Consider the following 24,355-nt stretch of genomic DNA (forward strand, 5'->3'; position numbering starts at 1 on the left):
CGCGCCTCGGCTTGCCCGCAAAATTTATCCGCACGCGGTTTAAAATTTAGCCGTTTTTGGTTATAATCTTTGCAAAACCACGAAACGGAGAGCAATGAAACAAGTTTTAATCATCGCAAGCGGAAAGTTTGCGCGCCATTTTTTATCCCAGGTTTATAAGATTAAAGACGTCGTGCACAATTACCGCGTCGTCGCAAAAAACGCGCTCAGCGTCCCGGAGGCGCTGCAAAAAGAGCAAAATTTCAGCATCGAAATTTTTGATCCCACGAGCATTGAGCGGCTGCGCGTGGTGCTAAGCCTAGCGGAATTTGATCGCTGCATAATGATAATGGATGATGAGTTTGACGCTAAGGTGACGCTAGAAAATTTAAAGACGCTCGCTCCCGATTTAGAGCTGTACGCAGCCGATTTTTGGGGGCTTTTGCGCGATAATAAAAACGAAGCTCACGTAAAAATCGTAAATACCCTCGCGTTAAATTCCTCGCGCTTCATCGGTTTTTTACCCGATAGCCCCGTTTTTGCTGATAATATCGGGCTTGGACGCGGAGAGATAATGGAGGTAAAAGTGCCCGTAGGAAGCTCGTTCGCGTATAAAAAAATCAGCACGCTTTCTAATGCCAAATATCAAATTCCGATGATCTACCGTCACAATAATTACATCGTAACGACGCCCAGCTCGCGGATATATCCGAATGATACGATCTTAGTCGTTGGTGAGCCTAGCGCGCTGCGAGCGGTGTTTGCTGAAGTAAAAAAGCAAAGCGGGCAATTTCCATCGCCGTTTGGGCTAAATATTTTCGCGCTAATCGATATGAAAAAAATGAGCGGTGACGAGATAGCTAGGGCGGTTAGGGCGCTTGAGTTTTTGGATTTACATATTAGAAATCATAAAATTTATCTGCGAATTTTAAATCCTCTGCTAAACGACACTTTTAGCGAGCTTAAAGCGCTGTTTGAGCGAGATAAATTTGAAATTCTCATCGATTACTCGAGCGAGCTAAATTTAAAGCGCGACGTGAGCGAAAATAAAGCAGGCTTGGTAGTTTGCTCAAGCGGAGTTTTTGAGGCGAAAAAAGCAGCACTTAAAGCGCTTGAAATCCCCGTGCTAAGCCTTGGAGAGGGCGAGCTAAAAGATGTGCGTAAAAGCGTCGTGCTAAGTGCCGGCGAGCGGCTTCGCGAGGAATCAAGCATCGTCTTTGACATTAGCTCACAGATAGGGCTAGACGTGTATTTGTATCTTTTCGGCGAGAGCGAAAAGGGCGAATTTGCGCAAAGCTACGTGAGCTTATCGAAGCTTTTTAAGCAGAGTTTATTCGTGATTCCTTGCGAGCGGCAAAATCCGATTTTAGCGCTAGGCAGCGAGCGAGATCTGCTACAATTTGTGCCATTTAATGATAGAATTTTGGCGCGCAAGCTCACATCTATTTTCAATCAGGATTTGGATCAGATGTATTTTAAACTCGGCAAAAATCATCAAATTTTCGTTCCGAGCGATTACGGGTATGAAAAATAATCGAAATTTATGTTACAATTACCCAAAAATCAAAGGTTAGCGTATGAAAATCGATCTTAATTTAGGTAAAAAATACAGCGTTTTTATCGACGAATTGCAAGAGATCAAGCTCAAAGGCAAGGTAGCGATCATCACAAATCCCAAAGTAGGCGGGCTGTGGCTTGATTTTTTATTGCAGCGGTTAAAATGCGAGCAAAAATTTATCATCACGATCCCAGACGGCGAGGAGTATAAAAATACCGCGAGCGTGGAGCAAATCTTAGAGCAGCTTTTTGGCTCCAAGCTTGATCGCAAAAGCACGCTCATTGCTCTTGGCGGCGGCGTCATCAGCGATATAACGGGCTTTTGCGCGAGCATTTATGAGCGCGGTATCGATTTTATCAATATACCTACGACCTTGCTAGCGCAAGTGGACGCAAGCGTCGGCGGCAAGACGGGCGTGAATAATCGCTTCGGCAAAAATTTAATCGGCTCATTTTACCAGCCGCGCGCGGTTTATTGCGAGAGCAAATTTTTATCTACTCTTCCTGCGCGGGAGTTTGCTGCGGGCGTTGCGGAGGCCATAAAAATGGCGGTATGCTTTGATGGCGAGCTGTTTAAATTTTTCGAGACGCGCGATCTAAAAAGCGCAGATGAAATTTCGCATATAATCGCGCGCTGCGTGGCTATCAAAGCAGACGTCGTAGCTCGCGACGAGCGTGAAAGCGGCGTGCGAGCGGTGTTAAACTACGGACACACCTTTGCTCACGCTATCGAAAAAATTACTAATTATAAAAAATTTTTGCACGGTGAGGCTGTAGCGATCGGCATGGTGATGGCAAATGCTTTGGCGCGGCGTCTCGGTAAACTAAGCGGCGAACAGGAGGAGCAGATCCGTAAAGTGCTTCAAAAATTCGCGCTTCCGATAAAATTTCACGTAGAGGATGCGGCGGAATTTTACGAGCTATTTTTTCTCGATAAAAAAAGCGAAAACGGCAAGATAAAATTTATCCTGCCAGATGGCATCGGTAAATTTAGTATTGCCGATGATATAGACAAAGCCTCGGTAATAGCCACGTTAAGAGAGTTTGCATGAAAATAATCCTAGCCGTTTTTTTGATTTTTAGCCTTGGTTTTTGCGAGGGAAATTTTACGGCTGCAAATCCGAGCGCGCAGATCGGCTCCGGCGCGCTTCAAAACGATAAAAATCAGACGCAAAGCGCGGAGCTCGCTTCATCGCTAAAAGCTCAAATAAAAGCGATAGACGATGAGATCAAAAATAATATCTGGATTTCGCGCTTTTCAAATTTCATCGGCTATCAAAATTTACAAAAGCAATCCAGCCAGCTCGAAACGGAGCTAAAAAAGAGCGCCGGCACCGATAAGATCGCAGAGATTCAAAAAAGACTTCGCGCCGCAAAAGAGCAGCTCATACTGCTAAAAGAGTATGAAAAATCTCCGTTTTTAGATATCATCGCGATGCCCGAAACTCCAGAGCCTGCGCGCATTACAAATCCTTTTTCGATAATTTCAGGTTTTTCTACGATTAGAAATTTGCAAGCTCAAAAGATGGAGCAGAAAAACGCCATCGAAAATATTAAAGCTTTAATCGATAAACTTGAAGCAAAAAGGGCACTATATGAGCGCTTGATGCAGATTGATACGGACGCAAGCGCTGCGGCGGAGCTTAAAAGCTTAGATTACGAGCTTAGCGAGTTTGGCTCCGCATATGAGATCGCGCAGACTACGTACGACGTTTACGAAAAAAAGATCAACTCCCAAATCGCCGTGCAGACCGCCGATATAAAAGCTCAAATCAAGCGCGCGGGAAACATCGCCGTATGGATACTCATAGTCATCGCGCTGTCGTTTTTCTGCAAGGTAGTGGCGAAAAAATATATCAAAAACGACGAGAATTTTTATATCGTAAATAAAGCTATCAACGTTTTAAATTTCACGCTGATTGCGCTAATACTGCTCTTTTCTTACATCGAGAATATGACGCACTTCGTGACGGTTCTTGGCTTTGCCTCGGCAGGTCTTGCGATTGCGATGAAAGATATGTTTATGAGCTCCTTAGGCTGGCTTACGATCGTACTTGGCGGCAGCTTTCGCGTGGGCGATCGTATCAGGGTGCATAAAAACGGCGAGACCTACGTAGGCGATATCATCGATATTTCGGTGCTTAGGATGACGATTTTTGAGGACGTAACACTTACTACGTGGAGAGAAAATAAACGCGCGGGCAGGGTAATTTTTATACCGAATAATTATATTTTTACCGATCTTATCTCAAACTACACCCATAGCGGGCTTAAGACCGTCTGGGACGGCATTAGCATACTTTTAACATTTGATAGCAACCATAAAAAGGCGATGTATCTCATAAAAAACATCGTGCGGAAGTATTCCAAAGGCTACACCGATATCGCCAAAAAGCAGATGGGCAAGCTGCGCTCGCAATACAGTATCAAAAATCCAAATGTCGAGCCTAGAATTTTCAGCTTTTTTGAGCCATACGGCATTGAAATTTCGGTTTGGTATATGACGAACTCTTATGCGACGCTCGGGCTTCGCAGCAACATCTCGGCTGAAATTTTAGATGCGCTAAGAAGCGAGCCCGACATCAAGATCGCTTATCCTGCATACACGCTTTTTAACGGCAAAAATTACATGGCGGCAGGCGGAAATTTTATGGCGCAAGATCTCGGCTCCGAGCAGCAAGGTTCGCAAAATTTAAACGCAGCGGCGCAGGGCGCAAGCTTTGCCACAGGAAGCGGATCCGGGAGCGAAATTTGAAAATTTATTTTAAAACGTTTGGCTGCCGCACAAATATCTACGATACGCAGCTTATCAAAAGCAATCTAAAATCGGGAGAGATCACGCATGACGAGCAGGGCGCGGACATCGTCGTGATAAACTCCTGCACCGTTACGAACGGCGCCGACGCAGATGTGCGAAACTACGTAAATAAGATGAACCGCCTCGGCAAAAAGATATTGCTAACCGGCTGCGGCGCGGTATCGCGCGGCGAGGAGCTGTATAAAAACGGCGCGGTCTTCGGTGTATTCGGGATGTCGCAAAAGGAAAAGATCGACGAGTTTTTAGGCTCAGAGTCGAAATTTTACGATATCGGAGGTCTTGACGGCATCGAAAAAAATCTGGTAAGCGACTACGAGGATCACACCAAAGCCTTTATTAAAATTCAAGAGGGGTGCGATTTTAACTGCAGCTACTGCATAATTCCATCCGTGCGCGGCCGCTCGCGCAGCAGCTCCGAAGACGCGATCTTAAAAGAGGCGGAAAGCCTTGCCGCAAACGGTTTTGGCGAGATCGTGTTAACCGGCACCAATATCGGAAGCTACGGCAAAGCCGTGGGCACGAGCCTGGGCGCGCTGCTTCAAAAACTGGGCGCGATACGCGGAATTCGACGCATTCGCCTAGGCAGCATCGAGCCCTCGCAGATCGATGCGAGCTTTCGCGAAATTTTATCCGAGCCCTGGCTGGAGCGGCATCTGCATATCGCGCTTCAGCACACTTCGCAAAAGATGCTTAGCATAATGCGTCGCCGAAATTCTGCGCTAAGGGATTTGGAGCTTTTTTGCGAGCTTGCCGAGCGCGGATTTGCGCTGGGGACGGACTTTATCGTCGCGCATCCGGGCGAGAGCGAAGAGATTTGGCTCGAAGCGTTGGAAAATTTCAAAAAATTTCCGCTCACGCATCTGCACGCCTTTATCTTTTCGCCGAGGCAAGGGACCGCTTCGGCATTGCTAAAAGGTCGCATAGACGGCAAAACGGCGAAGGCGCGGCTAAAGATGCTACAAAACATAACGGCGCTGAATAATTATAAATTTCGTCTTTCGCACAAGGTGCCGCTAAATGTGCTGATCGAGCGGAAAAACGGAGAGTTTTATGAAGGATATGATCAATTTTATGATAAAATTTGGATTAAAAGCGATGAGGATTTGTCGAAAAAATGGATGGAGATAAGAGATTATGAGGTTAAATTTGATGGAAATTTTGCATAAAATCAAAAAAAGCAAGCTAAATATAATTCTGATTTTTTTAGTGCTGCTTATCGTTTTGCTCTCGATCGTTTATTTTAAAGACGATTCGCGATACATCACCGAGCGCGAATTTAGCGAGCTGGTGCGAAAAGATCAGATCAAGCGCGCGCATATCGAGGACGGCACGCTAAGCTTTGTTTACGATGGCAAACGCTATAAAATTTTAACCGATCTCGTAGATCTTAAGGAGCTATCAAATCACGCTCTAATCAGCAAAGAAAAGGATGATGGCACGAGCGGTATCAGTGCGATTTTGGTAATTTTTACATTCGCATTTTTTCTCTTCGTATATTATTTTGAAACCGTTTTGGCTAGGCGCCGCAGGATGGACGGCGTAGGCGCTGTGCGTCAAGGCGGCGCAAATGCAGAGCTCGGCGATCTTTCGCCGAGCGTTAGCGACGTGAGATTTAGCGACGTCGCGGGCATCAGCGAGGTCAAGGACGAACTCATAGAGATCGTGGATTTTTTAAAAAATCCCGCAAAATACCGAAATTTCGGCATCAAGCTGCCGAAAGGAATTTTAATGATCGGCGAGCCGGGCGTCGGTAAAACGCTTATCGCAAAAGCCGTAGCCGGCGAGGCGGACGTGCCGTTTTTTTACCAAAGCGGCGCAAGCTTCGCCGAGGTCTTTGTGGGCGTCGGCGCTAGGCGGGTTCGCGAGCTGTTTGCGAAGGCCAAATCCTGCGCGCCTGCGATTATTTTTATCGACGAGATTGACGCGGTCGGCGGCAAGCGCGGTATCGGGCGCAACGACGAGCGGGAAGCGACGCTAAATCAGCTGCTGACCGAGATGGACGGATTTGAGGAAAACAGCGGCGTGATGGTAATCGGCGCGACCAATAAAATAAATTTGATCGACGATGCGCTGCTGCGCTCGGGGCGCTTTGATAGGCGCGTTTTCATCGGGCTTCCGAACTACAAAGACCGCATCGAAATTTTAAAAATTTATCTCGAGGGTAAAAGATGCAGCGCGAATATCAACAAAGTAAGTCGCCTCTGTGTGGGCTTTAGCGGCGCGGGAGTAGCGACGCTGGTAAATGAAGCTGCGATCAACGCTCTTAAGCGCGGCAGCGATACGATCGAGCTTAGCGATTTTGAAAACGTGCGGATGAGGGTCTTTTACGGCGTGCAAAAAAGTAGAATTCTAACCGAATACGAAAAGGAGATCCAGGCGTTCTATCAGGGCGCAAAGGCGCTTAGCGCGTATTGGTATTCGTTTGATTTCGAAAAGATCGAGCTTTTAAACGATAAATTTTTAAACGAGGATTTCGAGATCGAATCCAAAACGCAAATTTTAAATCAAATCAAAGTGCTTTTAAGCGGTATGGCAGCGCTACAGATCCATAAAAACGACGCCTTTTCAAATTCCGCTAGCGACGTAAAGCAGGCTATCGCGCTGGCGCAAAAGATGGTTTTCGAGCTCGCGATGGGCGATAGCTTCACCCCTAGCGCGCAGAGCGTGAATAAAATTTTGCAAGATTGCTACGACGAGGTAAGCGAGATAATCCGCACGATGCAGGATAAGCTAAATCAAATTTCAAAGCAAATTTTCGTCTATGAGTTCATAACTTTCGAGGATGTTCAAAAGATTTGCGAATCCGATGGTGTGGAGCAAGAAGGAGTCTCCGCGCAAGAGCAAGATTTGCAAACGCCCAAAGAAGATAGCGAAAGCTCTGAAGAAAAGCCGCAAAACGGCACGCTAAATTTCGATTAAATTTTAAAATTTAAAATTCTAATAAAGGAGAGGAAAATGGTAAAAATAGGTGTTTTAACGATAAGTGATCGCGCCAGCGGTGGCGTTTACGAGGATTTAGGAGGCAAAGAGATAATTGCCGTGATGGATGATTGGCTAACTTGCGAGAAAGAGTATTTTTATGAAATAGTTCCAGATGAGCTAGAGCTGATCAAAGATAAGCTGATTTATCTTTGCGATGAAGCGGGTTGTGATTTGGTACTAACTACGGGCGGTACGGGTCCTGCTCCACGCGATGTAACGCCTGAAGCGACCGAAGCAGTAAGTGAAAAATTAATGCCGGGCTTTGGTGAGCTGATGCGTGCAGAAAGCCAAAAGATCGTGCCTACGGCAATTTTATCTCGCCAGATAGCAGCGATCCGCAAAAAATCTCTGATTATAAACTTACCAGGCAATCCAAAAGCGATTAAAGAGTGCCTTCTGCCGGTATTTCCTGCTGTGCCGTATTGTATTGATCTAATGGGAGGAAATTACATAACAGCGGATGAAAATAAGATAAAAATATTTCGCCCTAAACGCAAATAATTCGCAAAATTTAGCAGGAATTAAATGATTTATGATATTATTTAGGTGCAAATTTAAGGAAAAATATGAAAATAAATCACAACGATATTTTGGAATTTCATAAATATTTTAGCAAAATTAGCCACAGCAAAGGTCGTATTCGTATCCGCGTAAGTCCTAAAATTAGGGAGTTGCGAGATAGCGTAAGCGAGGAGAGTCTGAAAGCTAAAATAGCTGCAATTCGCGGGATAAAAGAGTATAAATTTAACTCTCTAATCGGCTCGCTGACGATTCATTACGACGAAAATATTTTTCCGATGCACCTTTGGGAGCAGTTTTTAAGCGGCATCAGTTCGCCTGAGCTAGTAGCGCTTGTAAATTCCAATATAGAGGCGATTTCTTGAGCGAAGAAGCATTACGTAGTACTAAAAAATCGCGCAAAATTTTTAATAAATCTCGGAATTTAAATGAGGCACAAATTGCAGATATCGCTCTTTTGCTTGAAAAAGAGGCGCAAATTTTACAGTTTTATTCGCTGGGCGCAGTTAAATTTCAAGATAAAAAGTTAGGAGAAATTCTATCTTTACGAGCCGAATTACTTGAGCGGATGCTAGACTTTGCTAATTCTTGCGAGCTTGGCGCTATGCCTCCTGAAAATAGCAGTGAGGTACTGGTTGCAAAAGGTATGAATGAGTTTTTGGCTTCGGCGCTCTTGATAGAAAAAAGCTCTATGATGTTTTATGACGATTTAATTAATTCGTGTAAGAACGCGGAATTTAAAGAGCTGCTGTATAAGGCGCAGGCGGTTTCGTATAATGAAATTTTGCCGATTTTAAAGGAACTAAATTCTAAATGCGAGGTTGATTCAAATTCTTTGAATTTAACTGATTTATTAAATGAGATTTTAAAAAATCCGCAGGAATTAGAGCGGATATTTCAAAAATACGATTTGCAAAATATTTTAAATAGCGCATTTTCTAATTTAATTAAAGGAATTTTGCATAAAAATTAAATTAGGATTGCAAAAATCTAAAAAAGTCGCTATAATATCAAAATCTATGTAAAGTTGATAAAATGACTTTATAATCTTAACACAAGGAGAATGAAATGCCGATCCCATTTCTAGCAGGTTTTGCGCTTGGTTGCGCGGCGGTTTACGCTTATAACAATCGAGATAAAATCAAAGAAGGTGCGAATAAAATCGTAAGTAGCAAAAGCGTCGAGGAGCTAAAAAATAGCGTCAAAGGCGGAGCGGAAAAATTAAGCAAAAAATCAAAAGAAATTTTTGCAGAGGCCAAAGAAGGCCTAGGCGATGTCGCTGAGGCGGTAAAAGGTAAAAGAAAGTCTGGCGGTAAAAAAGCTGCGACAAGTAGCGCCAGCACTGAGACTAGCACTGCAAAAAAAACCAGAAAAAAACCGGGACCAAAACCTGGATTTAAAAGAACTAAAAAATCCACCGCGAGCGCTAAGACTGGCGCAACACCGGTAGGTGAGATATCCGCAGCATCTACTACTCCGCTTAATATCCCGCAGATCGTAAAAATGGACGATAATTCTTCGGCTAAATTTACGTCCGCAGACGATAAATCAGAAAAATAGAGGCCTAGATGAATAGATCACTTACGACACAGCGTTCGCCGCTGGATCACGTTTTAAGCGGCGCCATAGCGGGGGCGATCGGCGGTTGCGCCGTAGAGCTCGTCAAAATCAAAGAGGGCAAGGATAGATCAAAGGCGATTCGCGACGCGCTGGATATCGCGCTTAGCGGCGGTATCATCGGCGGCGGCGCGATTTACAGCGCAAATAAACTCGTGCAAGGCGAGTATCTGTGCGCAGCGGCAGGCGTCGCAGTATGCGTAGGCGCGCTTGTCGCGGGTAGAAATTTTATTCTTAAGGTAGGCAATGAGTAATCCCTATATCACAAAAAAAGATTTGGAAGAAATTCTAGACGATTACGATTTTGGTGGCAATAAATATTCTAGTGGCTCTGCGGGTGGCTTTGACGGCGATGATAAGCTTGGTGGCTGGGCAAAATGGATAAATGAGCGGGTAAATTCCGCACCTTTTAACGGCTCAGTTTCTGACAATGGCTCGGATAATAAAGATTCCGCCGCTCAAAGCTCAAGCGATGTAAATTCTACTCAGGGCTCCGCTTTCGGTGGAATTTTTAATTCCATGGGTAGCAGACAAAACGCGAACGGCTTATTCGGTAGCAACTCATTTATCACAGGCATCGTTCTGGGGGCCGCGGCGACCTATTTTCTAACTGACGAAAACGCGCAAAAAAAGCTTTTTAAGCTCATCGCAAAGGGTACCGAGATGTTTCAGATGGGCGTTGAAGAGATGAAGGAGCGATTCGAAGACGCCAAGGCAGAGATGCAAGAGTAGTCGATGCAAAATTTTAAAATTTTACATGAGACTAAATCTAGGCTGCGCATAAAGGTCGCGGGCTTTAAAGGGCTCGATACGAGCGCGCTGCAAAGAGTCGCTGCGAGGCTTGAGGGCGTAACGGAAGCTAGATTTAACGCTAAAATCGGCTCTTTGATCCTTAAGCTTGACGCAGGTGTAGATAAGGCAGGAATTCTAAAGCAACTTGAAGTTTTAAATTTAAGCGAGCTAAAATCAATTATCCCCACTAGCCATAAAAATTTACCGAGCAAAAACGAATTTATTTTAGCGCTTCTCGCATTGGGAGGGAATTTAATCTTTCGCACTTCGCCTTTAGCGCGCGCATTTAGCATCGTAGCGTGCGTGCCTATCTTAAAAGAGGGCATTAAAGAAAGCTTTCGTCACGGGCTTACTTCAAAGGGTTTGGAGGCTGCTGCTGTCGGAATTTCTCTCGCGCGCGGAGATATCTTTGCCGCAAACAGCACCAATACGATGCTCGCTCTTGGCGAATACATGGAGGAGAGCACCGTTTATAAAAGCGACGATCTGATCCGCGAGCTCGCCCGCCCGGACATCGCCGAGGCGTGGGTCGAGATAGATCAAAACGGCAAAAAGACTGAAGTCAAAATCGCAACTTCTAAGCTAAAGGTAGGCGACATCGTGGTCGTGGGCGCAGGCGACGTCATAGCCGTGGACGGGCACGTCGTAAGCGGCGAAGCGATGATAAATCAAGCCAATATGACGGGCGAGTCGGTCGCGGTGAAAAAATCTCGCGGCGATAGCGTGCTGAGCGGCACGATCGTGGAGGAGGGCAGGATCCGTATCTGGGCGGAAAATGTCGGAGAAAACACCTCCACGCAGCGCATCAAGCACTACATCACGGCATCTCTTAACGAGCGCTCCAGCATCGGCATGCATACGACTCACTTAGCCGACAAGCTCGTGCCGGTAACCTTCGGGCTCGCGGGCGTGTCCTATCTGATAAATCGAAATTTTATGAGCGTGGCTTCGGTGCTGCAGGCGGATTACTCGTGCGCGCTTAAGCTGCCTACGCCGGTTGCTTTTAAGTCGAGCATTTCAAAGGCGGGAAAGAACGGGATTTTGATCAAAGGCGCCAAGGCTCTTGAGTCGCTTGCGACCGCCGATACCTTCGTATTCGATAAGACGGGCACGCTTACGTACGGCAACCTAGAGGTAGCAGAGATCATATCGTTTGACGAGCGCTTTAGCAAAAACGATATTTTAAATTTAACCGCAAGCGCCGAGGAGCATTACTTTCATCCCGTAGCCGAGGCGATCGTGGATGCGGCTAAAAAGCACGGTTTTATACACAAACACCACGACGAGGTGGAATTCGTCGTCGCTCACGGCGTAAAGACCAGCATCGAGGGTAAAAAGCTCATCATCGGCTCGCGCCACTTCCTAGAGGACGATGAGATGATCTCGTTTGCGGCGCATGAGCAGACCATCGATCTTGCGATGCAAAAGGGGCTCGCGCTGCTTTACATCGCATTTGACGGCAGACTTTTAGGAGTCATTGGACTTAGAGACGAGGTGCGCGCAAACGCCCGCACCGTCATCGCTAGGCTCCGCGAGCTGGGTGCAGAGCAGATCGTCATGCTAAGCGGCGACGTGAGCTCAAAAGCCTGCGCCGTAGCCAAAAAACTCGGCGTAGATCGCTATTACGGCGAGCTGCTGCCGACGCAAAAGACCGAAATATTAGAACAGTTAAAAGCCGAGGGGCGAAAGGTGGTCTTCGTGGGCGACGGCATAAACGACGCGCCGAGCCTGATGAAGGCGGACATCGGCATCAGCATGCTAAACGGCGCCGAGATCGCCAAGGCTTCCGCGCAGGTCGGGCTTTTGAAAAACGATATCGAGGGCGTAGCGCAGGTAAAGGCACTGGCCAACGACACGCTGCGGCTCGTAAATCGAAATTTCAACGCCACCGTGGGGATAAATTCGATCATTTTATTTTTGGCGACTTTCGGCGCGCTAAGTCCCGTAGCTACGGCGCTGCTGCATAACGGCACGACGATAGGACTACTACTGAATTCTATCAAAGGGGTAAAATTTGAGCATTGAAGATAAAATTTTGGATCTAAATTTTCAGCGCAAAGCGGCTAAAGTGACGCTCGGAGTAAGTATGGCTATCACGGCTCTAACCGCGCTGAATATGAACTCGCGCATGTCGCAGCTACATAAAGGTTCGGGTGCAGTGATGCTGGCAAGCGCGATTTGGCACGCTAGCCTTTACGGCTCGCCGTACAGCGAGTTTTTGCAAAATAGAAAAGCAAAGAGCAAGGGCAGAAAGAGATCCGTAGCAAATTTAGCCTTGGAAAATCTGCCGGACGGTAAAAGCGCTCCTACAAAAAATGCGCCCCTAAAAAGAAAGCCTCGCGCACGCAAAAGCGCCTAGCGGCATAGTGCGTCGCGGCTTTTAGGCGCAAAGATAAACTCTAAAGCCGCTAAATTTCTTTAGACGCAGCCGCCTAATAAGATTCCGTAAGCGGTCAAATTTGCACCGTTTGCGGCTAAATTTACTATCAATAAATCTCACTCGTAAATTTAATCGAATTTGTATTTTTAAATTTTGCAGTCATAGCTCCGCTTGTAAATTCTACGTTTCGCAGTTGCGGCGGCTCCGCTACTTAAATTTTAATCCGCAAACGCTTCATAATATCCTCAAATTTACCAGCCTTTACCTGCCGCAAATTTAAATTTCGCTACAATCGCTTTTTAAAATTTTGCGCCGAATGTGCGTAAAGAGGCTAAAAAGCCAAAAAAGCTAAATTTAAAGGATCAAGATGGATTTTCAAATAGACGCCGCAGACGGCGCGGCGCGCGCCTGCACGATCCGCACTGCGCACAGCACGATTCGCACCCCCGTTTTTATGCCGGTCGGCACCGTGGGCGCGGTCAAGGCGCTCGATGCTACGGACGTAGCCGAAATTTTAGACGCGCAGATCATCCTTGCTAACACCTATCATATGTATCTGCGCCCGGGCTCGCGGTTAGTGGCGGGCTTCGGCGGGTTGCACGGATTTACGAAATTTCCCCGCAGCTTTCTGACCGACAGCGGCGGCTTTCAGGCCTTCAGCCTGCGCGCAAACACCAAAAACGACGAGGGTGGTATAAAATTTAAAAGCCACATCGACGGCAGCATTCATTATTTCACGCCGCGCTCGGTGCTAGATACGCAGTATGAGCTAAACTCCGATATTATGATGATTTTGGATGATTTGGTGGAGCTGCCGCGCGAGCCTACCGCATTGAGCTACGATGATAGATTGCGGCTTAAAAAGCGGATCGATCTAAGCGTCGCGCGCACGATAAAATGGGCTCGCGAGGCGATAGATTATCACGAGGCCGTGAAATCTCGCGGCCTGCACGCACATCAAAACATCTTCGGTATCATCCAAGGCGGCACCGACCCGCAGGCTCGCAAATTTTGCGCCGAAGCGCTGTGCGAGATGAGCTTCGACGGGCTTGCGATCGGGGGGCTTAGCGTGGGCGAGAAAAACGAGCTGATGTACGACACGGTAGAGGCCATGATGCCATACGTCGATGCGGCGCGACCGCGATATTTGATGGGGGTCGGCACGCCCGAGGATCTCGTCGAAAACGTCGCTCGCGGCGTGGATATGTTCGACTGCGTGATGCCTACGCGCAACGCCCGCAACGGCACGCTATTTACGAGCTTCGGCAAGATCAGCATCAAAAATGCGGGCTTTATCAGCGATCACGATCCGATCGATCCGCACTGCGACTGCTACACGTGCAAGCGCTTCAGCCGCGGCTACCTAAATCATCTATTTCGCGCGCGAGAGCTTAGTTTTTACCGCCTCGCAAGCATTCACAATCTGCACTTCTACCTGCGCCTTGCCGCGGATATGAGAGAGGCGATCGTGCACGGGCGATTTGCTGAGTTTAGGCGGGAATTCTACGCCGCACGAAGCGGAGCGCGAGATTAAATTTCGGCGGGCGAGGACGCGGAATTTAACGCGATAGTTAAATTTAGCCGCGGCGACGGACGGATTTTAATAGGGCGTGCGCGGTTAAATTTAAACGCGACAAAATTTAGGCTATGAAATTTAATTAGCTTCGGAGCGTGGAATTTATAGCGCGAAATTTAAAATTTTAATGGAGCGGGGCGCGCCGGTAGGGTTTTTTGAAGTAAATCGCGTCAAGGCAAAATTTAGCTCCCAGTTAAAATTTAGCGGGCTAAATTTAAATTTTATGGATCTGTCGGCAGCAGAAACTCTCGCGCCGCTAAATTTAAAGGACTAAATTTCGTTACGTGCTAGCTTAAATTTTAGCCTTTTTTATGCGGCGCAAACAGATGAACGAAAATATATAAAACGGCGCGGAGATTGCGAAAATAACGATGTGTTTCCACGCCATGGTGTTAAAATCTATACCTGTGATCTGCGTAATCTTCGCCGGAAGCCCAGCAAACGCGTCCATAACGCCGATTGCGGTAATAGCGCAAAGTTCCACGGCAATCGCGATGAGAAACGGCAAGGAGCCCTTGGTCGTGAAGATGAGATATAAAAACGCCTTGAGCTTGTAGCAATACGACAGCAGCCCAAACAGCGCTACTGCGATGCTAAAGATCGCCACGTAGGCGTCAAGCCCTATGGTTTCGTTCTGCAAAACCGTGGCGACGACGCAGATTATCAAAAAGATATTGTAGCTCGTGATCTGCCGCACGGCGTATTGATCGTGTCTGGCGGCCGACAGGAAGATAAATACTTGATTTAGCGGCAAAATGTAGCTCAGCGCAAAGATCAGATAGATGAACAGATCGAAGGTAAGCGAAACGGTGTTTTGATTGACATATTCTTGGATCTGCTTAAATGACAGCAACGACTCGGTGATCTGAGCCCTAAAGATCAGAGCGATGCCGATTAAAATAAGCGGCATAATGTAGGTCTTGATACCGCTCATTCGGATAGGGTTGGTGTAAATTTTACTCTCGAGGCTCTCGCCCTCGCGCGGATCGTCCATCTGCACGAACTCAAATCCCAAAAATTTAGGTTTTTTTGCATCAGCGGGTTTGGCTTTGCGAGGAAGTTTGAAATTTTTAAATTTTTTCGCGATTTTTGTTACTTTTGCGGCGGATCTATCCTCTGCGATATTTTCGGCGGAATTTTGAGGAGACGATTCCTCTGTCGCGTCTATTTCTATGAAATTTTTAGGATCGGAAATCCAGTCGTTATTTTGCTTCGCGGCTTCTTTTGCCTGCGAAGCCGCTTTTTGCGCCGCACGATCCTTGGATTTGGACGTGTCCACGCGCTCAATATTTATCGCGCTGGATGCTAGCGTGTCGAAGCTTACCTCATCGCCGTCGGTTAGGCTAGGATCGCGTTCGCCAAGCATTTCGTAGCTATACTCGACCCCACCTGTGGCGACTATGACATTTTCACCTCTGATAAATCCGATAAGTCTCATATACTAACATTCTCCGATTTTTTAATGAGAAATATTAGTCAAAATGAACTTAAAAAACGATTATTCTACGGTTACGCTTTTGGCTAAATTTCGCGGCATATCCACGTCGTTGCCGAGCCGCACGGAAATTTCAAGAGCTAAAATTTGCAAAATCAGCATCATCTCAAAAAATTCGCTCATCGCGTGGCTTTGCTCGCTCGTTTTGATAAAATCATCCGCGATCTCGGGCTCTTCCGGGCTGATAGCTAAAATATACGCATCGCGCGCAGCAAGCTCTTCGACATTGCTTTTGGTTTTTTCGTAGAGCAAATGCTTTGGCATCAGCGCAACCGTAAAGAGATTAGAATCGGCAAGAGCGATCGGTCCGTGCTTCATCTCGCCGCTTGGATAGCCCTCGGCGTGCAGATAGGAAATCTCTTTGAGCTTGAGTGCGCCCTCAAGAGCGAGTGGATAGAAAATATCGCGACCGATAAAGAAAAAGCCGTGTCCGTGCAGATAGTGCTTACTCATGCGGTAAATTTTATCCTGCAAGCCGTCTTTGATCTTTAAAATTTGCGGGATATGAAGCATCGCCGAAATTTCGCTCGCGTTGCTTTTGCTGGAGACGGTGCCGCGCAGATTAGCAAGATACACGACGAACATCCATAGCACCATTACCTGCGTCGCAAAAGCCTTCGTAGATGCCACACCCTTTTCGATGCCCGCGCGGGTGAGGATCACGCTGCCTGCCATGCGCACGATTGAGCTGTTATCGACATTGCAGATCGCAAGCGTCCTAAGACCGGCTTTTTTAGCGATATGCAGCGCCTCTAATGTATCGGCGGTCTCGCCGCTTTGCGAGATCACGATAAATAAGGAATTCTTGTTTAAAAATGGTTCTTTATAGCGGAATTCGCTAGCAACTTCCACTTTCGTGCGGATTTTAGCGATGCGCTCGAAAAGATACGAACTTACGAGCGCGGCGTGATAGCTCGTGCCGCAGGCGCATAGCACGACCTCGTCGATACCCTCAAACATCGCCGCATCAAGTTCGTCAAATTTTATCTTGCCGCCCTTGATCACGCGCCCCATCATCGTTTCGGTTACGACTTGCGCTTGCTCGTAAATTTCTTTTTCCATAAAAAATCTAAAGCCCTCTTTTTGCGCATAGCCTTTATCCTTCGGAAGCTCACTAAAGGCGCAATTATGCGGTTTAGAGTTTTTAAAAACGTCGATTTGTCCAAGCTTGGCAACGCCGTAAATTTGATCGTCCAGATACGCAGCCGTATTCGCAAGCCCGATGAGCGGAGCGTCCGAGGAGCTAAAGAAAATTTCGTTTTTATCGTTTTTTGCGACGATGAGCGGAGCTGCGTTTTTAGCAAAGAAAATTTCTCCGGGTGCTGCTTTCGTGATTAAAAGCGTAGCGTATGCGCCTTTTAGCCGTTTAATTGTAGCTTCATATGCCTTAAATGCGTCGTTGCTAGCCTTGAAATTTTTCTCGAAAAGATGCACGATCACTTCGGTATCGGTCTGGCTTAAAAATTTCACGCCGTCCGCTTCGAGCTCATCTTTTAGCTCGATGTAGTTTTCGATGATACCGTTATGCACGACGAAGCTAAAATCCCCAAAATGCGGATGCGCGTTAAGCTCAGTAGGCTTTCCGTGCGTCGCCCAGCGAGTATGTCCGATCGCAACGCCAAAGCCTTGCGAAGTGAAATCTTTCATCTTTTCTTCGAGATTATTTAACTTGCCGACCGCTTTGAAATACTTTATATTCGCACTTTCGTCCATCACGGCAAGCCCAGCGCTATCGTATCCGCGATACTCGAGTTCCTTCAGTCCGTTTATTATGATCTTTTTCTTCTCTTCATTTCCGATGTAGCCTACGATTCCACACATCTTGTTTTCCTTATTTAAAATTTAGCGCCCATTTTACTACGCTATTTTAAATTAACGAAATTCGGCTCTAAATTTAGTCCGCTTATCCGTTTTGTAAGCAAAAAATTATATAATTAGCTTTAAAATTTGGCTTGGGAAATCGATGGAAATTTTAGAAAAACTACAAAGCGGCGAGAGGTTAAATTACGAAGACGGCGTGAAGTTATGGGATTTGGATCTTTTCGATCTGGGCAAATTCGCCTTTGCTATTCGCAAAGAAAAAAACGGCAAAAACGTCTATTTCAACGCAAATCGTCATATCAATCCTTCAAATTTATGCGCAGATACCTGTAAATTTTGCGCATTTTCGGCGCACCGCAAGAACGAAAACGCCTATACGATGAGCGATGATGAGATCATGCGTATCGTGGATGAGACCGTAGCGCGCGGCACGAAGGAGATTCATATCGTAAGCTCGCACAATCCATTCGTTACGCCGCAGCAATATTTGGGAATTTTCAAAGCGATAAAGCAAAAATATCCGCTTGTGCATATCAAGGCGATGACCGCGGCGGAGATCGATTACTGGCGGCGAAAGTGGAAGATGAGCTACGAGGAGACGATAGAGCTGATGATGCAAAGCGGTGTGGATTCGATGCCCGGCGGCGGCGCTGAAATTTTTGACGAGGACGTGCGCGATAAAATTTGCAAAGGCAAGGTCTCAAGCGAGCAGTGGCTGCGTATCCACTCGCTGTGGCATGCTCGCGGGCGTCAGAGCAACGCCACGATGCTCTTTGGCCATATCGAAAGCCGCGCACACCGCATAGATCACATCTTGCGCATCCGCGCGCTGCAAGATGAGAGCCTAGCTCGCGCTAACGGCGGCGGTTTCAACGCCTTCATCCCGCTCGTGTATCAGCGCGAGAACAACTACCTGGACGTGAAGGGCTTTTTGGGCTCGGTCGAAATTTTAAAAACGATCGCGATTAGTAGAATTTTGCTCGATAACGTCGCGCATATCAAGGCGTATTGGGCGACTTCGACCTTAAGCTTAGCCCTCGTAGCGCAGGATTTCGGCGCGGATGATCTTGACGGAACGATCGAGAACGAAAGCATTCAAAGTAGCGCCGGCGCCGGCAGCAAAAAAGGGCAGAGCAAGCGCGATTTTATCGATATGATCGGCACTGCGGGCTTTGTGCCCGTAGAGCGCGACAGCTTGTATAATCAGATCGAAATTTACGAATAAATTCTAAAGGAGGAGCAAGTGGAGAAATTCTTTCATCTCGCCGCCGCGAAAACGTCGGTAAGGCAGGAGCTTATCGCAGGGCTTACTACGTTTTTGGCGATGATTTACATCGTGCCGGTAAACGCTAACATTATGAGCATCGCAGGTATGCCGTTTGATGCGCTGGTTACGGCAACCGCGCTTATTACGATAATCGCGACGCTATTTAACGGGCTTTTTGCAAATACCCCCGTAGCGCTTAGCGTCGGCATGGGGCTGAATGCGTATTTTACCTTTGCGTTGTGCGTGGATGCAAAGCTGCCGTGGCAGAGCGCGCTTGGCATCGTAGCGATAAGCGGGGCGCTTTTTACCGTGCTTTCGTTTACGAACTTTCGCGTTTGGGTTATCAAATCTATCCCACTTGATCTGCGCCGCGCCATAAGTGCGGGTATCGGCGCTTTTATCTGCTTCATCGGACTTAAGCAGATGGGCGTCATCGCGCCTAGTCAGGCGACGCTAGTAACTTTAGGAAATTTAAAAGATCTAAACGTTTTGCTTGGGATTTTAGGCTTAGCGGTCGTGCTGGTGCTTTTTGTGCTTAGAATCAAGGCGGCGTTTATCTTAAGCATTTTGATTACTTCGTGCGTTGCGTGGGTGACTGGAATTTCGCCCGCACCGCATGGCATAGTAAGCGCGCCAAGCGGCATAACGCCGATATTTGCTAAGCTAGATATCCCAGGAGCGCTAAAGCTCGCGTTCGTACCTTTTATAATCACATTTTTCGTCACGCATCTATTCGATAGTATCGGCACTCTCACCGGCGTAGGAAACCGCGCGGGGCTTTTTGGAGAGAATAGCAAAGACGGCATGAAAAAACTATCTAGAAATTTAACCTCCGATGCGATAGGTAGCGTTGCGGGCGCCGTTATAGGAACGAGCACGGTCACCGCATTTGCCGAAAGCGCCAGCGGCGTGGAAGCGGGCGGCCGCACGGGGCTTACCGCGGTATTTTGCGCTATATTTTTCGTGCTGACGCTGTTTATGCTACCGCTATTTAAGGCGATCCCCGCAAATGCGATCTATCCGATCCTCGTAATGGTCGGGGTTTTGATGTTTAGCGAGCTTGGCAAGATCGATTATAGCGACGCTGGAATTTTAATCCCTGCCTTTTTTATAGTGTTTTTGATGCCTTTTACCTATTCGATCACCAACGGCTTAAGCTTCGGCTTTATCGCTTATATCGTAGTTAGACTCGCTCAGCGCAGGATAAAAGATTTAAATTTCGGCGTTTTGACGCTCGGCGCGATTAGCGTTTTAGTATTTTTAATGCATTAAATTTTAAGGAAAGATATGAGATTTTATAGTTTTGACGAGATGGATCGCGACGCAAGAGTTATAGCAAAGCAGGTTAGGGACGAATTTATGCCCGATGCAATCGTGGCGATCGCTAGAGGCGGGCTCACATTCGGTCACGCGCTAGCTAATGCGCTTGATATGCGGACGATATTTTCGATAAATTCCATCCACTACGCGGACACCAAAAAGCTCGACACCATCGACGTTTTCAACGTGCCCGATCTAGAGCTTTACAAACGCGTGCTGCTGGTGGACGATATCATCGACAGCGGCGACAGCATGGTCGAGATCAAGCGCGTGCTGCTGGATAAATTCCCGCAAATAGAGCTTAAAACGGCAGTGATTTTTTACAAACCCAAGGCGCTCATCCAACCCGATTTTAAAATTTCAAAGACGGATGAGTGGATAAATTTCTTTTGGGAAAATTATACGATAGAGGAATGAAGCGGCGCGCGGTTAAATTTAGCGGCTAAATTTTAAAGGATTCGGCGGATTAAATTTTATGAAATTTCGGTCGTAGAATTTAGCCATAAATTTAAAGCGCCCGCAGCAAGGATGAGAGTGAAGAAGCTTTATCAAAACGAAATTTTCGTGATCTCCATAATGTGCCTGTTTCAGGGCATATTTCTGCTTTATGCAATCTCAAATTTAAGCATCAGCTACTACGAGGCTGAAATTTTTTACGATAAAAAATCCCTCGTTTCGCTAATCGCAAATTTAAGCTGCGAAATTTTCGGGCGCAACGACTACGCCTTGCGCGTGCCGTTTATTTTGATCCACTTCGCAAACGCCGCGATGATCTATAAAATTTCAAAATTTATTCTAAAGCGCCGCTTCGATAGAGTGGTCGCTACGGCGCTATTTATGGCGCTTCCTGCATCGATGAGTAGCGCGATCTTGCTAAATCCCGCGGGCATCATCGTTTTTTTCACGCTGCTGGCGATCTATTTTGCAAAGAGCGAATACAATATTACGCTTTTCGTGCTTCTATCCGTTTGCGCCCTGATCGATCGCGCGTTTTTTATGCTATACGTCGGCTTTGGAATTTGGGCGCTTTATACGCGCAAAAAGGAGCTTTTGCTACTTTGCATAGCGCTATTTAGCTTCAGCGTGATCTTTTACGACGTAAGCTCGGAGGGCAAGCCGAAGGGGTATTTTTTAGACACCGTGGGCGTTTTTGCGGGCGCGTTTTCGCCTTTAGTGTTTTTATTTTTCATCTACACGATCTATAGAATTTGGATCAAAGAGGAAAAGAGCCTGCTGTGGTTCATCGCTACAAGTGCGCTTTGTCTGACGATGCTTTTTTCGCTAAGACAGCGCGTGCCGCTTGAGATGATGCTGCCGTATTGCGTCATCGCTACGCCTTTGATTATCCGCGTGCTTTTTAACTCATATCGCGTCAGGTTACCTAAATTTCGCACCTTTCATAAGATCGCCGTGGGTGTGACGCTGGTAAGCTTAGCGGTGAGCTACTTTGCAGTGATTTTTAGCGACGTGATGTATGAGGCGATGTTCGCAAACAAACCGCAGCGGCATTTTATCTATAAATTTGACGTAGCTAGGCAGCTGGCAAGTGAGCTAAAAAATCGCGGAGTAAAAAGCGTAAGCTGCGAGGACGAGAGGCTCTGCCTGCGCCTAAAATTTTACGGACTGCCTAGCGGGGATAGCGCTTTTATCTATGCGGATGAGCCGGAATGTGTCTCAGATCATAAAAATTCGATACAAAATATAGATATTTACAAGCGAGGCGTGCGAATTGCGAAATTTTATGTTAAAATATAAACAAAATTTTTATGAAAGGTAAAAATTATGAAAAAAGCATTTACTATGATAGAGCTGATTTTCATCATCGTGGTGGTTGGAATTTTAGCGGCGGTGGCAGTGCCTCAAATCAATCGAAATAGCCTTGTGGAGGCGGCAGATCAAGTAGCTGCTCATATTCGCTATACTCAGCAGCTGGCTATGAATGATAATAAATTCGATCCCGACGATCCTAATTGGTTTAAGAGATTTTGGAGGATTCAATTTACTGATCAAGGAGCACCGGGCTCTGCAGCAGGATGGCGATATAATATATATTGGGATAACGGAGACTTCCCTGGTTCAAACGGACAACCAAATAGCCTAAATTCTATGGCAGCTGATCCGCAAAATCCTAACAAGCTGCTTACTTCGGGCTTTGCTAGGCAACCTGCCAATACTAATGGTGCAAAAATGAATCAAAAGCTAAATTTAGGAGCAACATATAATATAAGAAATATAGAATTTACTAATTGCGGTAATGGAAACAATCACACCATCTCCTTTGATTCTTATGGTCGCCCAATGGGGCAGTTAGCGAACTCTAATGTGCCATATGATAGGCTTTTTGTGGGCCAGTGCGTTATTACACTTACTAATGATGCAAGAGAGACCGCTAGTATTACTATCGAGCCTGAAACCGGATATGTAAGATACACGTTAAATTCTAATACCGGTACAGCCGCGCAATAGAACTAGTGGAATTTTAGTCAAATTTAAGTAAGCGCAAGGAGAATAATGAAAAAATACATAATGACGCCGATTTATTACGTAAACGACATCCCGCACATCGGTCACGCATACACGACGATCATCGCCGATACGATGGCTAGATTTTACCGCCTGCAAGGACACGAGGTGTTTTTTAAAACGGGCACCGACGAGCACGGCCAAAAGATCGAGGAGGCCGCAGCTAAGCACGGCCAGAGCCCAAAGCAGTACGCAGACGGCGTAAGCGCTAAATTTAAAGACCTGTGGGACGAGTTTGACATCAGCTATGATATGTTTTCGCGCACTACCGATGCCGCGCACGAGGCGGCGGTGCAAAACGTATTTCGCAAGATGTATGAAAAGGGCGACATTTATAAGGGCGAATATGAGGGCAACTACTGTGTAAGCTGCGAGAGTTTTTTCCCTTTCGCTCAGCTCATCGACGGCGAGTATTGCCCCGACTGCGGCAAAAAGACTAAAATTTTAAAAGAGGAGAGCTATTTTTTCAGGCTTAGCGCCTACGCAGAGCGGCTTTTAAAATGGTACGAGGATGAAAAGTGCATCCTTCCACTAGGCAAAAAAAATGAGGTGATAAGCTTCGTAAAAAGCGGGCTAAAGGATCTTTCGATCACGCGAACGGGTTTTGATTGGGGCGTTAAAATTCCACCCGAGCTAAACGATCCGAAGCACGTGATTTACGTCTGGCTGGACGCTCTGATGGATTATCTTAGTTCGCTCGGATTTTGCGCGGGCGGCGAACGAATGGAGTATTGGAGCGACGCTCTACACATCGTAGGTAAGGACATTTTGCGCTTTCACGCCGTTTATTGGCCTGCGTTTTTGATGAGCCTTGGGCTAAATATGCCACGCAGCATCGCAGCTCACGGCTGGTGGACGCGCGACGGCAAAAAGATGAGCAAGAGCCTGGGCAACGTCGTGGATCCGCGCGAGGTCGTAAACGCCTACGGGCTAGAGCAGTTTAGGTATTTCTTGCTGCGCGAGGTACCGTTCGGTCAAGACGGCGATTTTTCGCAAAAAGCGATTATAAACCGCGTAAATTCCGAGCTTGCCAACGAGCTTGGAAATCTACTCAGCCGCATCGTCGGCATGAGCGCAAAATACTCGGATTACGTCATAAATTCTAAAGACGTGATGAAATTTTTCACCGCCGAGATCGAGGAAGCAAACTCCTATCTGAGCGCCGCGTTAAGCGCACTTGAGGAGGTCGCTACCAACAGATACTTAGAGGAACTTTGGAGGGCACTTGCTCTTGCGAACGCTTCGATCGCGAAATACGAGCCGTGGAATTTGATGAAAAACGGCGAGCAAGATAGGGCGCTGGCCCTCGTCGCATTGGTCGCAAACATTTTGGCTAAAGTCGCCGTACTGCTAAGTCCTGCGATGCCGAAGACGGCGGCTCGTATCGCAGACACGCTAGGTTTTGAAATATCCACGCCGCTTTATGAGAAGTTAGTGATTCGCGGCGAAATTTTAGATTTTAAGGCCAAGCCGTGCGAGCCGCTTTTTACCAAGATCGATCACGAGCTAATGCCGAAGGCGGACTACGATAGGCTGGATGGCGCTGCAAATTCCACAAGCTGTTCGGGCGCAGACGCCACGGCAAAAGGCGCGCCAAGCTTAAACGCAAACGCTTCCGGCTCGGGCGCTACGGTGCAAGAAGCCCAAGGCGCAGCATCTGAAGTGCAGATTAAAATCGATGATTTTAAAAAGTGTGTTATCAAAGTCGG

General features: G+C 46.8%; 23 protein-coding genes. 21 read left to right on the plus strand and 2 right to left on the minus strand.

Going from position 1 to position 24,355, the window contains the following annotated elements; genetic code table 11:
* Positions 1–94 precede the first annotated feature (94 nt).
* From Q0620_RS06860 to Q0620_RS06930, 15 genes are all read left to right on the plus strand, one after another.
* Positions 95–1,513: a TrkA C-terminal domain-containing protein gene (locus Q0620_RS06860; protein ID WP_298783993.1), complete on the plus strand. Its 1,419-nt coding sequence runs from the start codon at positions 95–97 to the stop codon at positions 1,511–1,513.
* Positions 1,514–1,556: 43 nt separating this feature from the next.
* Positions 1,557–2,588: a 3-dehydroquinate synthase gene (gene aroB, locus Q0620_RS06865; protein ID WP_298783995.1), complete on the plus strand. Its 1,032-nt coding sequence runs from the start codon at positions 1,557–1,559 to the stop codon at positions 2,586–2,588.
* Positions 2,585–4,291: a mechanosensitive ion channel family protein gene (locus tag Q0620_RS06870; protein WP_298783996.1), complete on the plus strand. Its 1,707-nt coding sequence runs from the start codon at positions 2,585–2,587 to the stop codon at positions 4,289–4,291. Before aroB ends, Q0620_RS06870 begins: the two co-directional genes overlap by 4 nt.
* A complete protein-coding gene (gene mtaB, locus Q0620_RS06875; protein ID WP_298783997.1) occupies positions 4,288–5,520 on the plus strand; it encodes a tRNA (N(6)-L-threonylcarbamoyladenosine(37)-C(2))-methylthiotransferase MtaB in 1,233 nt (410 codons plus the stop codon). The genes Q0620_RS06870 and mtaB overlap by 4 nt, the downstream gene beginning before the upstream one ends.
* On the plus strand, positions 5,489–7,273 hold the full coding sequence (locus Q0620_RS06880) for an AAA family ATPase (RefSeq protein ID WP_298783999.1): 1,785 nt from the start codon (positions 5,489–5,491) through the stop codon (positions 7,271–7,273). The genes mtaB and Q0620_RS06880 overlap by 32 nt, the downstream gene beginning before the upstream one ends.
* Positions 7,274–7,309: 36 nt before the next feature.
* The gene (mog, locus tag Q0620_RS06885; protein WP_297894536.1) at positions 7,310–7,837 is read left to right on the plus strand and encodes a molybdopterin adenylyltransferase; all 528 of its coding nucleotides are present in this window, start codon (positions 7,310–7,312) and stop codon (positions 7,835–7,837) included.
* 65 nt (positions 7,838–7,902) lie between these two features.
* The gene (locus tag Q0620_RS06890) at positions 7,903–8,220 is read left to right on the plus strand and encodes an HMA2 domain-containing protein (protein ID WP_040304047.1); all 318 of its coding nucleotides are present in this window, start codon (positions 7,903–7,905) and stop codon (positions 8,218–8,220) included.
* Positions 8,217–8,828: a hypothetical protein gene (locus Q0620_RS06895; protein ID WP_298784002.1), complete on the plus strand. Its 612-nt coding sequence runs from the start codon at positions 8,217–8,219 to the stop codon at positions 8,826–8,828. The genes Q0620_RS06890 and Q0620_RS06895 overlap by 4 nt, the downstream gene beginning before the upstream one ends.
* A gap of 95 nt (positions 8,829–8,923) precedes the next feature.
* The gene (locus tag Q0620_RS06900; RefSeq protein WP_298784004.1) at positions 8,924–9,415 is read left to right on the plus strand and encodes a hypothetical protein; all 492 of its coding nucleotides are present in this window, start codon (positions 8,924–8,926) and stop codon (positions 9,413–9,415) included.
* Between the two features lie 8 nt (positions 9,416–9,423).
* Positions 9,424–9,726 (plus strand): Cys/Met metabolism pyridoxal-phosphate-dependent enzyme, encoded by a 303-nt coding sequence (locus Q0620_RS06905; RefSeq protein ID WP_298784006.1) that lies wholly within the window; start codon positions 9,424–9,426, stop codon positions 9,724–9,726.
* Positions 9,719–10,204 (plus strand): hypothetical protein, encoded by a 486-nt coding sequence (locus Q0620_RS06910; protein WP_298784008.1) that lies wholly within the window; start codon positions 9,719–9,721, stop codon positions 10,202–10,204. The genes Q0620_RS06905 and Q0620_RS06910 overlap by 8 nt, the downstream gene beginning before the upstream one ends.
* A gap of 3 nt (positions 10,205–10,207) precedes the next feature.
* On the plus strand, positions 10,208–12,289 hold the full coding sequence (locus tag Q0620_RS06915; protein ID WP_298784010.1) for a heavy metal translocating P-type ATPase: 2,082 nt from the start codon (positions 10,208–10,210) through the stop codon (positions 12,287–12,289).
* Positions 12,279–12,623 (plus strand): hypothetical protein, encoded by a 345-nt coding sequence (locus Q0620_RS06920; protein WP_298784012.1) that lies wholly within the window; start codon positions 12,279–12,281, stop codon positions 12,621–12,623. The genes Q0620_RS06915 and Q0620_RS06920 overlap by 11 nt, the downstream gene beginning before the upstream one ends.
* 388 nt (positions 12,624–13,011) lie before the next feature.
* Positions 13,012–14,178 carry a tRNA guanosine(34) transglycosylase Tgt gene (gene tgt, locus Q0620_RS06925; RefSeq protein ID WP_298784014.1) on the plus strand — a complete coding sequence of 389 codons (1,167 nt, stop codon included), beginning with the start codon at positions 13,012–13,014 and terminating at the stop codon, positions 14,176–14,178.
* A 169-nt stretch (positions 14,179–14,347) separates the two neighbouring features.
* Positions 14,348–14,494 (plus strand): hypothetical protein, encoded by a 147-nt coding sequence (locus tag Q0620_RS06930; RefSeq protein WP_298784016.1) that lies wholly within the window; start codon positions 14,348–14,350, stop codon positions 14,492–14,494.
* 18 nt (positions 14,495–14,512) lie between these two features.
* Here the strand turns inward: Q0620_RS06930 and Q0620_RS06935 are convergent, their stop codons facing one another.
* Together Q0620_RS06935 and glmS are read right to left on the minus strand one after the other, a co-directional pair.
* The gene (locus Q0620_RS06935; RefSeq protein WP_298784018.1) at positions 14,513–15,658 is read right to left on the minus strand and encodes a hypothetical protein; all 1,146 of its coding nucleotides are present in this window, start codon (positions 15,656–15,658) and stop codon (positions 14,513–14,515) included.
* A 60-nt stretch (positions 15,659–15,718) separates the two neighbouring features.
* A complete protein-coding gene (gene glmS, locus Q0620_RS06940) occupies positions 15,719–17,536 on the minus strand; it encodes a glutamine--fructose-6-phosphate transaminase (isomerizing) (protein ID WP_298784020.1) in 1,818 nt (605 codons plus the stop codon).
* Positions 17,537–17,678: 142 nt separating this feature from the next.
* On the opposite strand from glmS, the gene mqnE reads away from it, so the two are divergent.
* The 6 genes from mqnE to metG form a co-directional block, all read left to right on the plus strand.
* The gene (gene mqnE / locus Q0620_RS06945; RefSeq protein WP_298784023.1) at positions 17,679–18,761 is read left to right on the plus strand and encodes an aminofutalosine synthase MqnE; all 1,083 of its coding nucleotides are present in this window, start codon (positions 17,679–17,681) and stop codon (positions 18,759–18,761) included.
* Positions 18,762–18,779: 18 nt separating this feature from the next.
* Entirely contained in the window at positions 18,780–20,075 is a 1,296-nt protein-coding gene (locus Q0620_RS06950) for an NCS2 family permease (protein WP_298784025.1), read from the plus strand.
* A gap of 15 nt (positions 20,076–20,090) precedes the next feature.
* A complete protein-coding gene (locus Q0620_RS06955; RefSeq protein WP_298784027.1) occupies positions 20,091–20,540 on the plus strand; it encodes a phosphoribosyltransferase family protein in 450 nt (149 codons plus the stop codon).
* A 111-nt stretch (positions 20,541–20,651) separates the two neighbouring features.
* Entirely contained in the window at positions 20,652–21,878 is a 1,227-nt protein-coding gene (locus Q0620_RS06960) for a hypothetical protein (RefSeq protein WP_298784029.1), read from the plus strand.
* A 27-nt stretch (positions 21,879–21,905) separates the two neighbouring features.
* A complete protein-coding gene (locus Q0620_RS06965) occupies positions 21,906–22,589 on the plus strand; it encodes a type II secretion system protein (protein WP_298784031.1) in 684 nt (227 codons plus the stop codon).
* A 45-nt stretch (positions 22,590–22,634) separates the two neighbouring features.
* Positions 22,635–24,355: methionine--tRNA ligase (gene metG / locus Q0620_RS06970; protein WP_298784034.1), on the plus strand; the 1,721-nt coding region annotated here is incomplete at its 3' end.

Origin of the sequence: uncultured Campylobacter sp., from assembly GCF_938017615.1 — a bacterium.
Lineage (GTDB): Bacteria > Campylobacterota > Campylobacteria > Campylobacterales > Campylobacteraceae > Campylobacter_B.

What these genes read in the sequence shown, in the direction of transcription:
- Q0620_RS06900 (WP_298784004.1), top strand. Translation starts at nt 8,924, where the DNA reads ATGCCGATCCCATTTCTAGCAGGTTTTGCGCTTGGTTGCGCGGCGGTT.
- mqnE (WP_298784023.1), top strand. Translation starts at nt 17,679, where the DNA reads ATGGAAATTTTAGAAAAACTACAAAGCGGCGAGAGGTTAAATTACGAA.
- Q0620_RS06870 (WP_298783996.1), top strand. Translation starts at nt 2,585, where the DNA reads ATGAAAATAATCCTAGCCGTTTTTTTGATTTTTAGCCTTGGTTTTTGC.
- Q0620_RS06930 (WP_298784016.1), top strand. Translation starts at nt 14,348, where the DNA reads ATGGAGCGGGGCGCGCCGGTAGGGTTTTTTGAAGTAAATCGCGTCAAG.
- Q0620_RS06880 (WP_298783999.1), top strand. Translation starts at nt 5,489, where the DNA reads ATGAGGTTAAATTTGATGGAAATTTTGCATAAAATCAAAAAAAGCAAG.
- Q0620_RS06960 (WP_298784029.1), top strand. Translation starts at nt 20,652, where the DNA reads ATGAGAGTGAAGAAGCTTTATCAAAACGAAATTTTCGTGATCTCCATA.
- Q0620_RS06890 (WP_040304047.1), top strand. Translation starts at nt 7,903, where the DNA reads ATGAAAATAAATCACAACGATATTTTGGAATTTCATAAATATTTTAGC.
- Q0620_RS06955 (WP_298784027.1), top strand. Translation starts at nt 20,091, where the DNA reads ATGAGATTTTATAGTTTTGACGAGATGGATCGCGACGCAAGAGTTATA.
- Q0620_RS06860 (WP_298783993.1), top strand. Translation starts at nt 95, where the DNA reads ATGAAACAAGTTTTAATCATCGCAAGCGGAAAGTTTGCGCGCCATTTT.
- Q0620_RS06965 (WP_298784031.1), top strand. Translation starts at nt 21,906, where the DNA reads ATGAAAAAAGCATTTACTATGATAGAGCTGATTTTCATCATCGTGGTG.
- mog (WP_297894536.1), top strand. Translation starts at nt 7,310, where the DNA reads ATGGTAAAAATAGGTGTTTTAACGATAAGTGATCGCGCCAGCGGTGGC.
- Q0620_RS06935 (WP_298784018.1), bottom strand. Translation starts at nt 15,658, where the DNA reads ATGAGACTTATCGGATTTATCAGAGGTGAAAATGTCATAGTCGCCACA.
- tgt (WP_298784014.1), top strand. Translation starts at nt 13,012, where the DNA reads ATGGATTTTCAAATAGACGCCGCAGACGGCGCGGCGCGCGCCTGCACG.
- aroB (WP_298783995.1), top strand. Translation starts at nt 1,557, where the DNA reads ATGAAAATCGATCTTAATTTAGGTAAAAAATACAGCGTTTTTATCGAC.
- glmS (WP_298784020.1), bottom strand. Translation starts at nt 17,536, where the DNA reads ATGTGTGGAATCGTAGGCTACATCGGAAATGAAGAGAAGAAAAAGATC.
- Q0620_RS06915 (WP_298784010.1), top strand. Translation starts at nt 10,208, where the DNA reads ATGCAAAATTTTAAAATTTTACATGAGACTAAATCTAGGCTGCGCATA.
- Q0620_RS06905 (WP_298784006.1), top strand. Translation starts at nt 9,424, where the DNA reads ATGAATAGATCACTTACGACACAGCGTTCGCCGCTGGATCACGTTTTA.
- Q0620_RS06910 (WP_298784008.1), top strand. Translation starts at nt 9,719, where the DNA reads ATGAGTAATCCCTATATCACAAAAAAAGATTTGGAAGAAATTCTAGAC.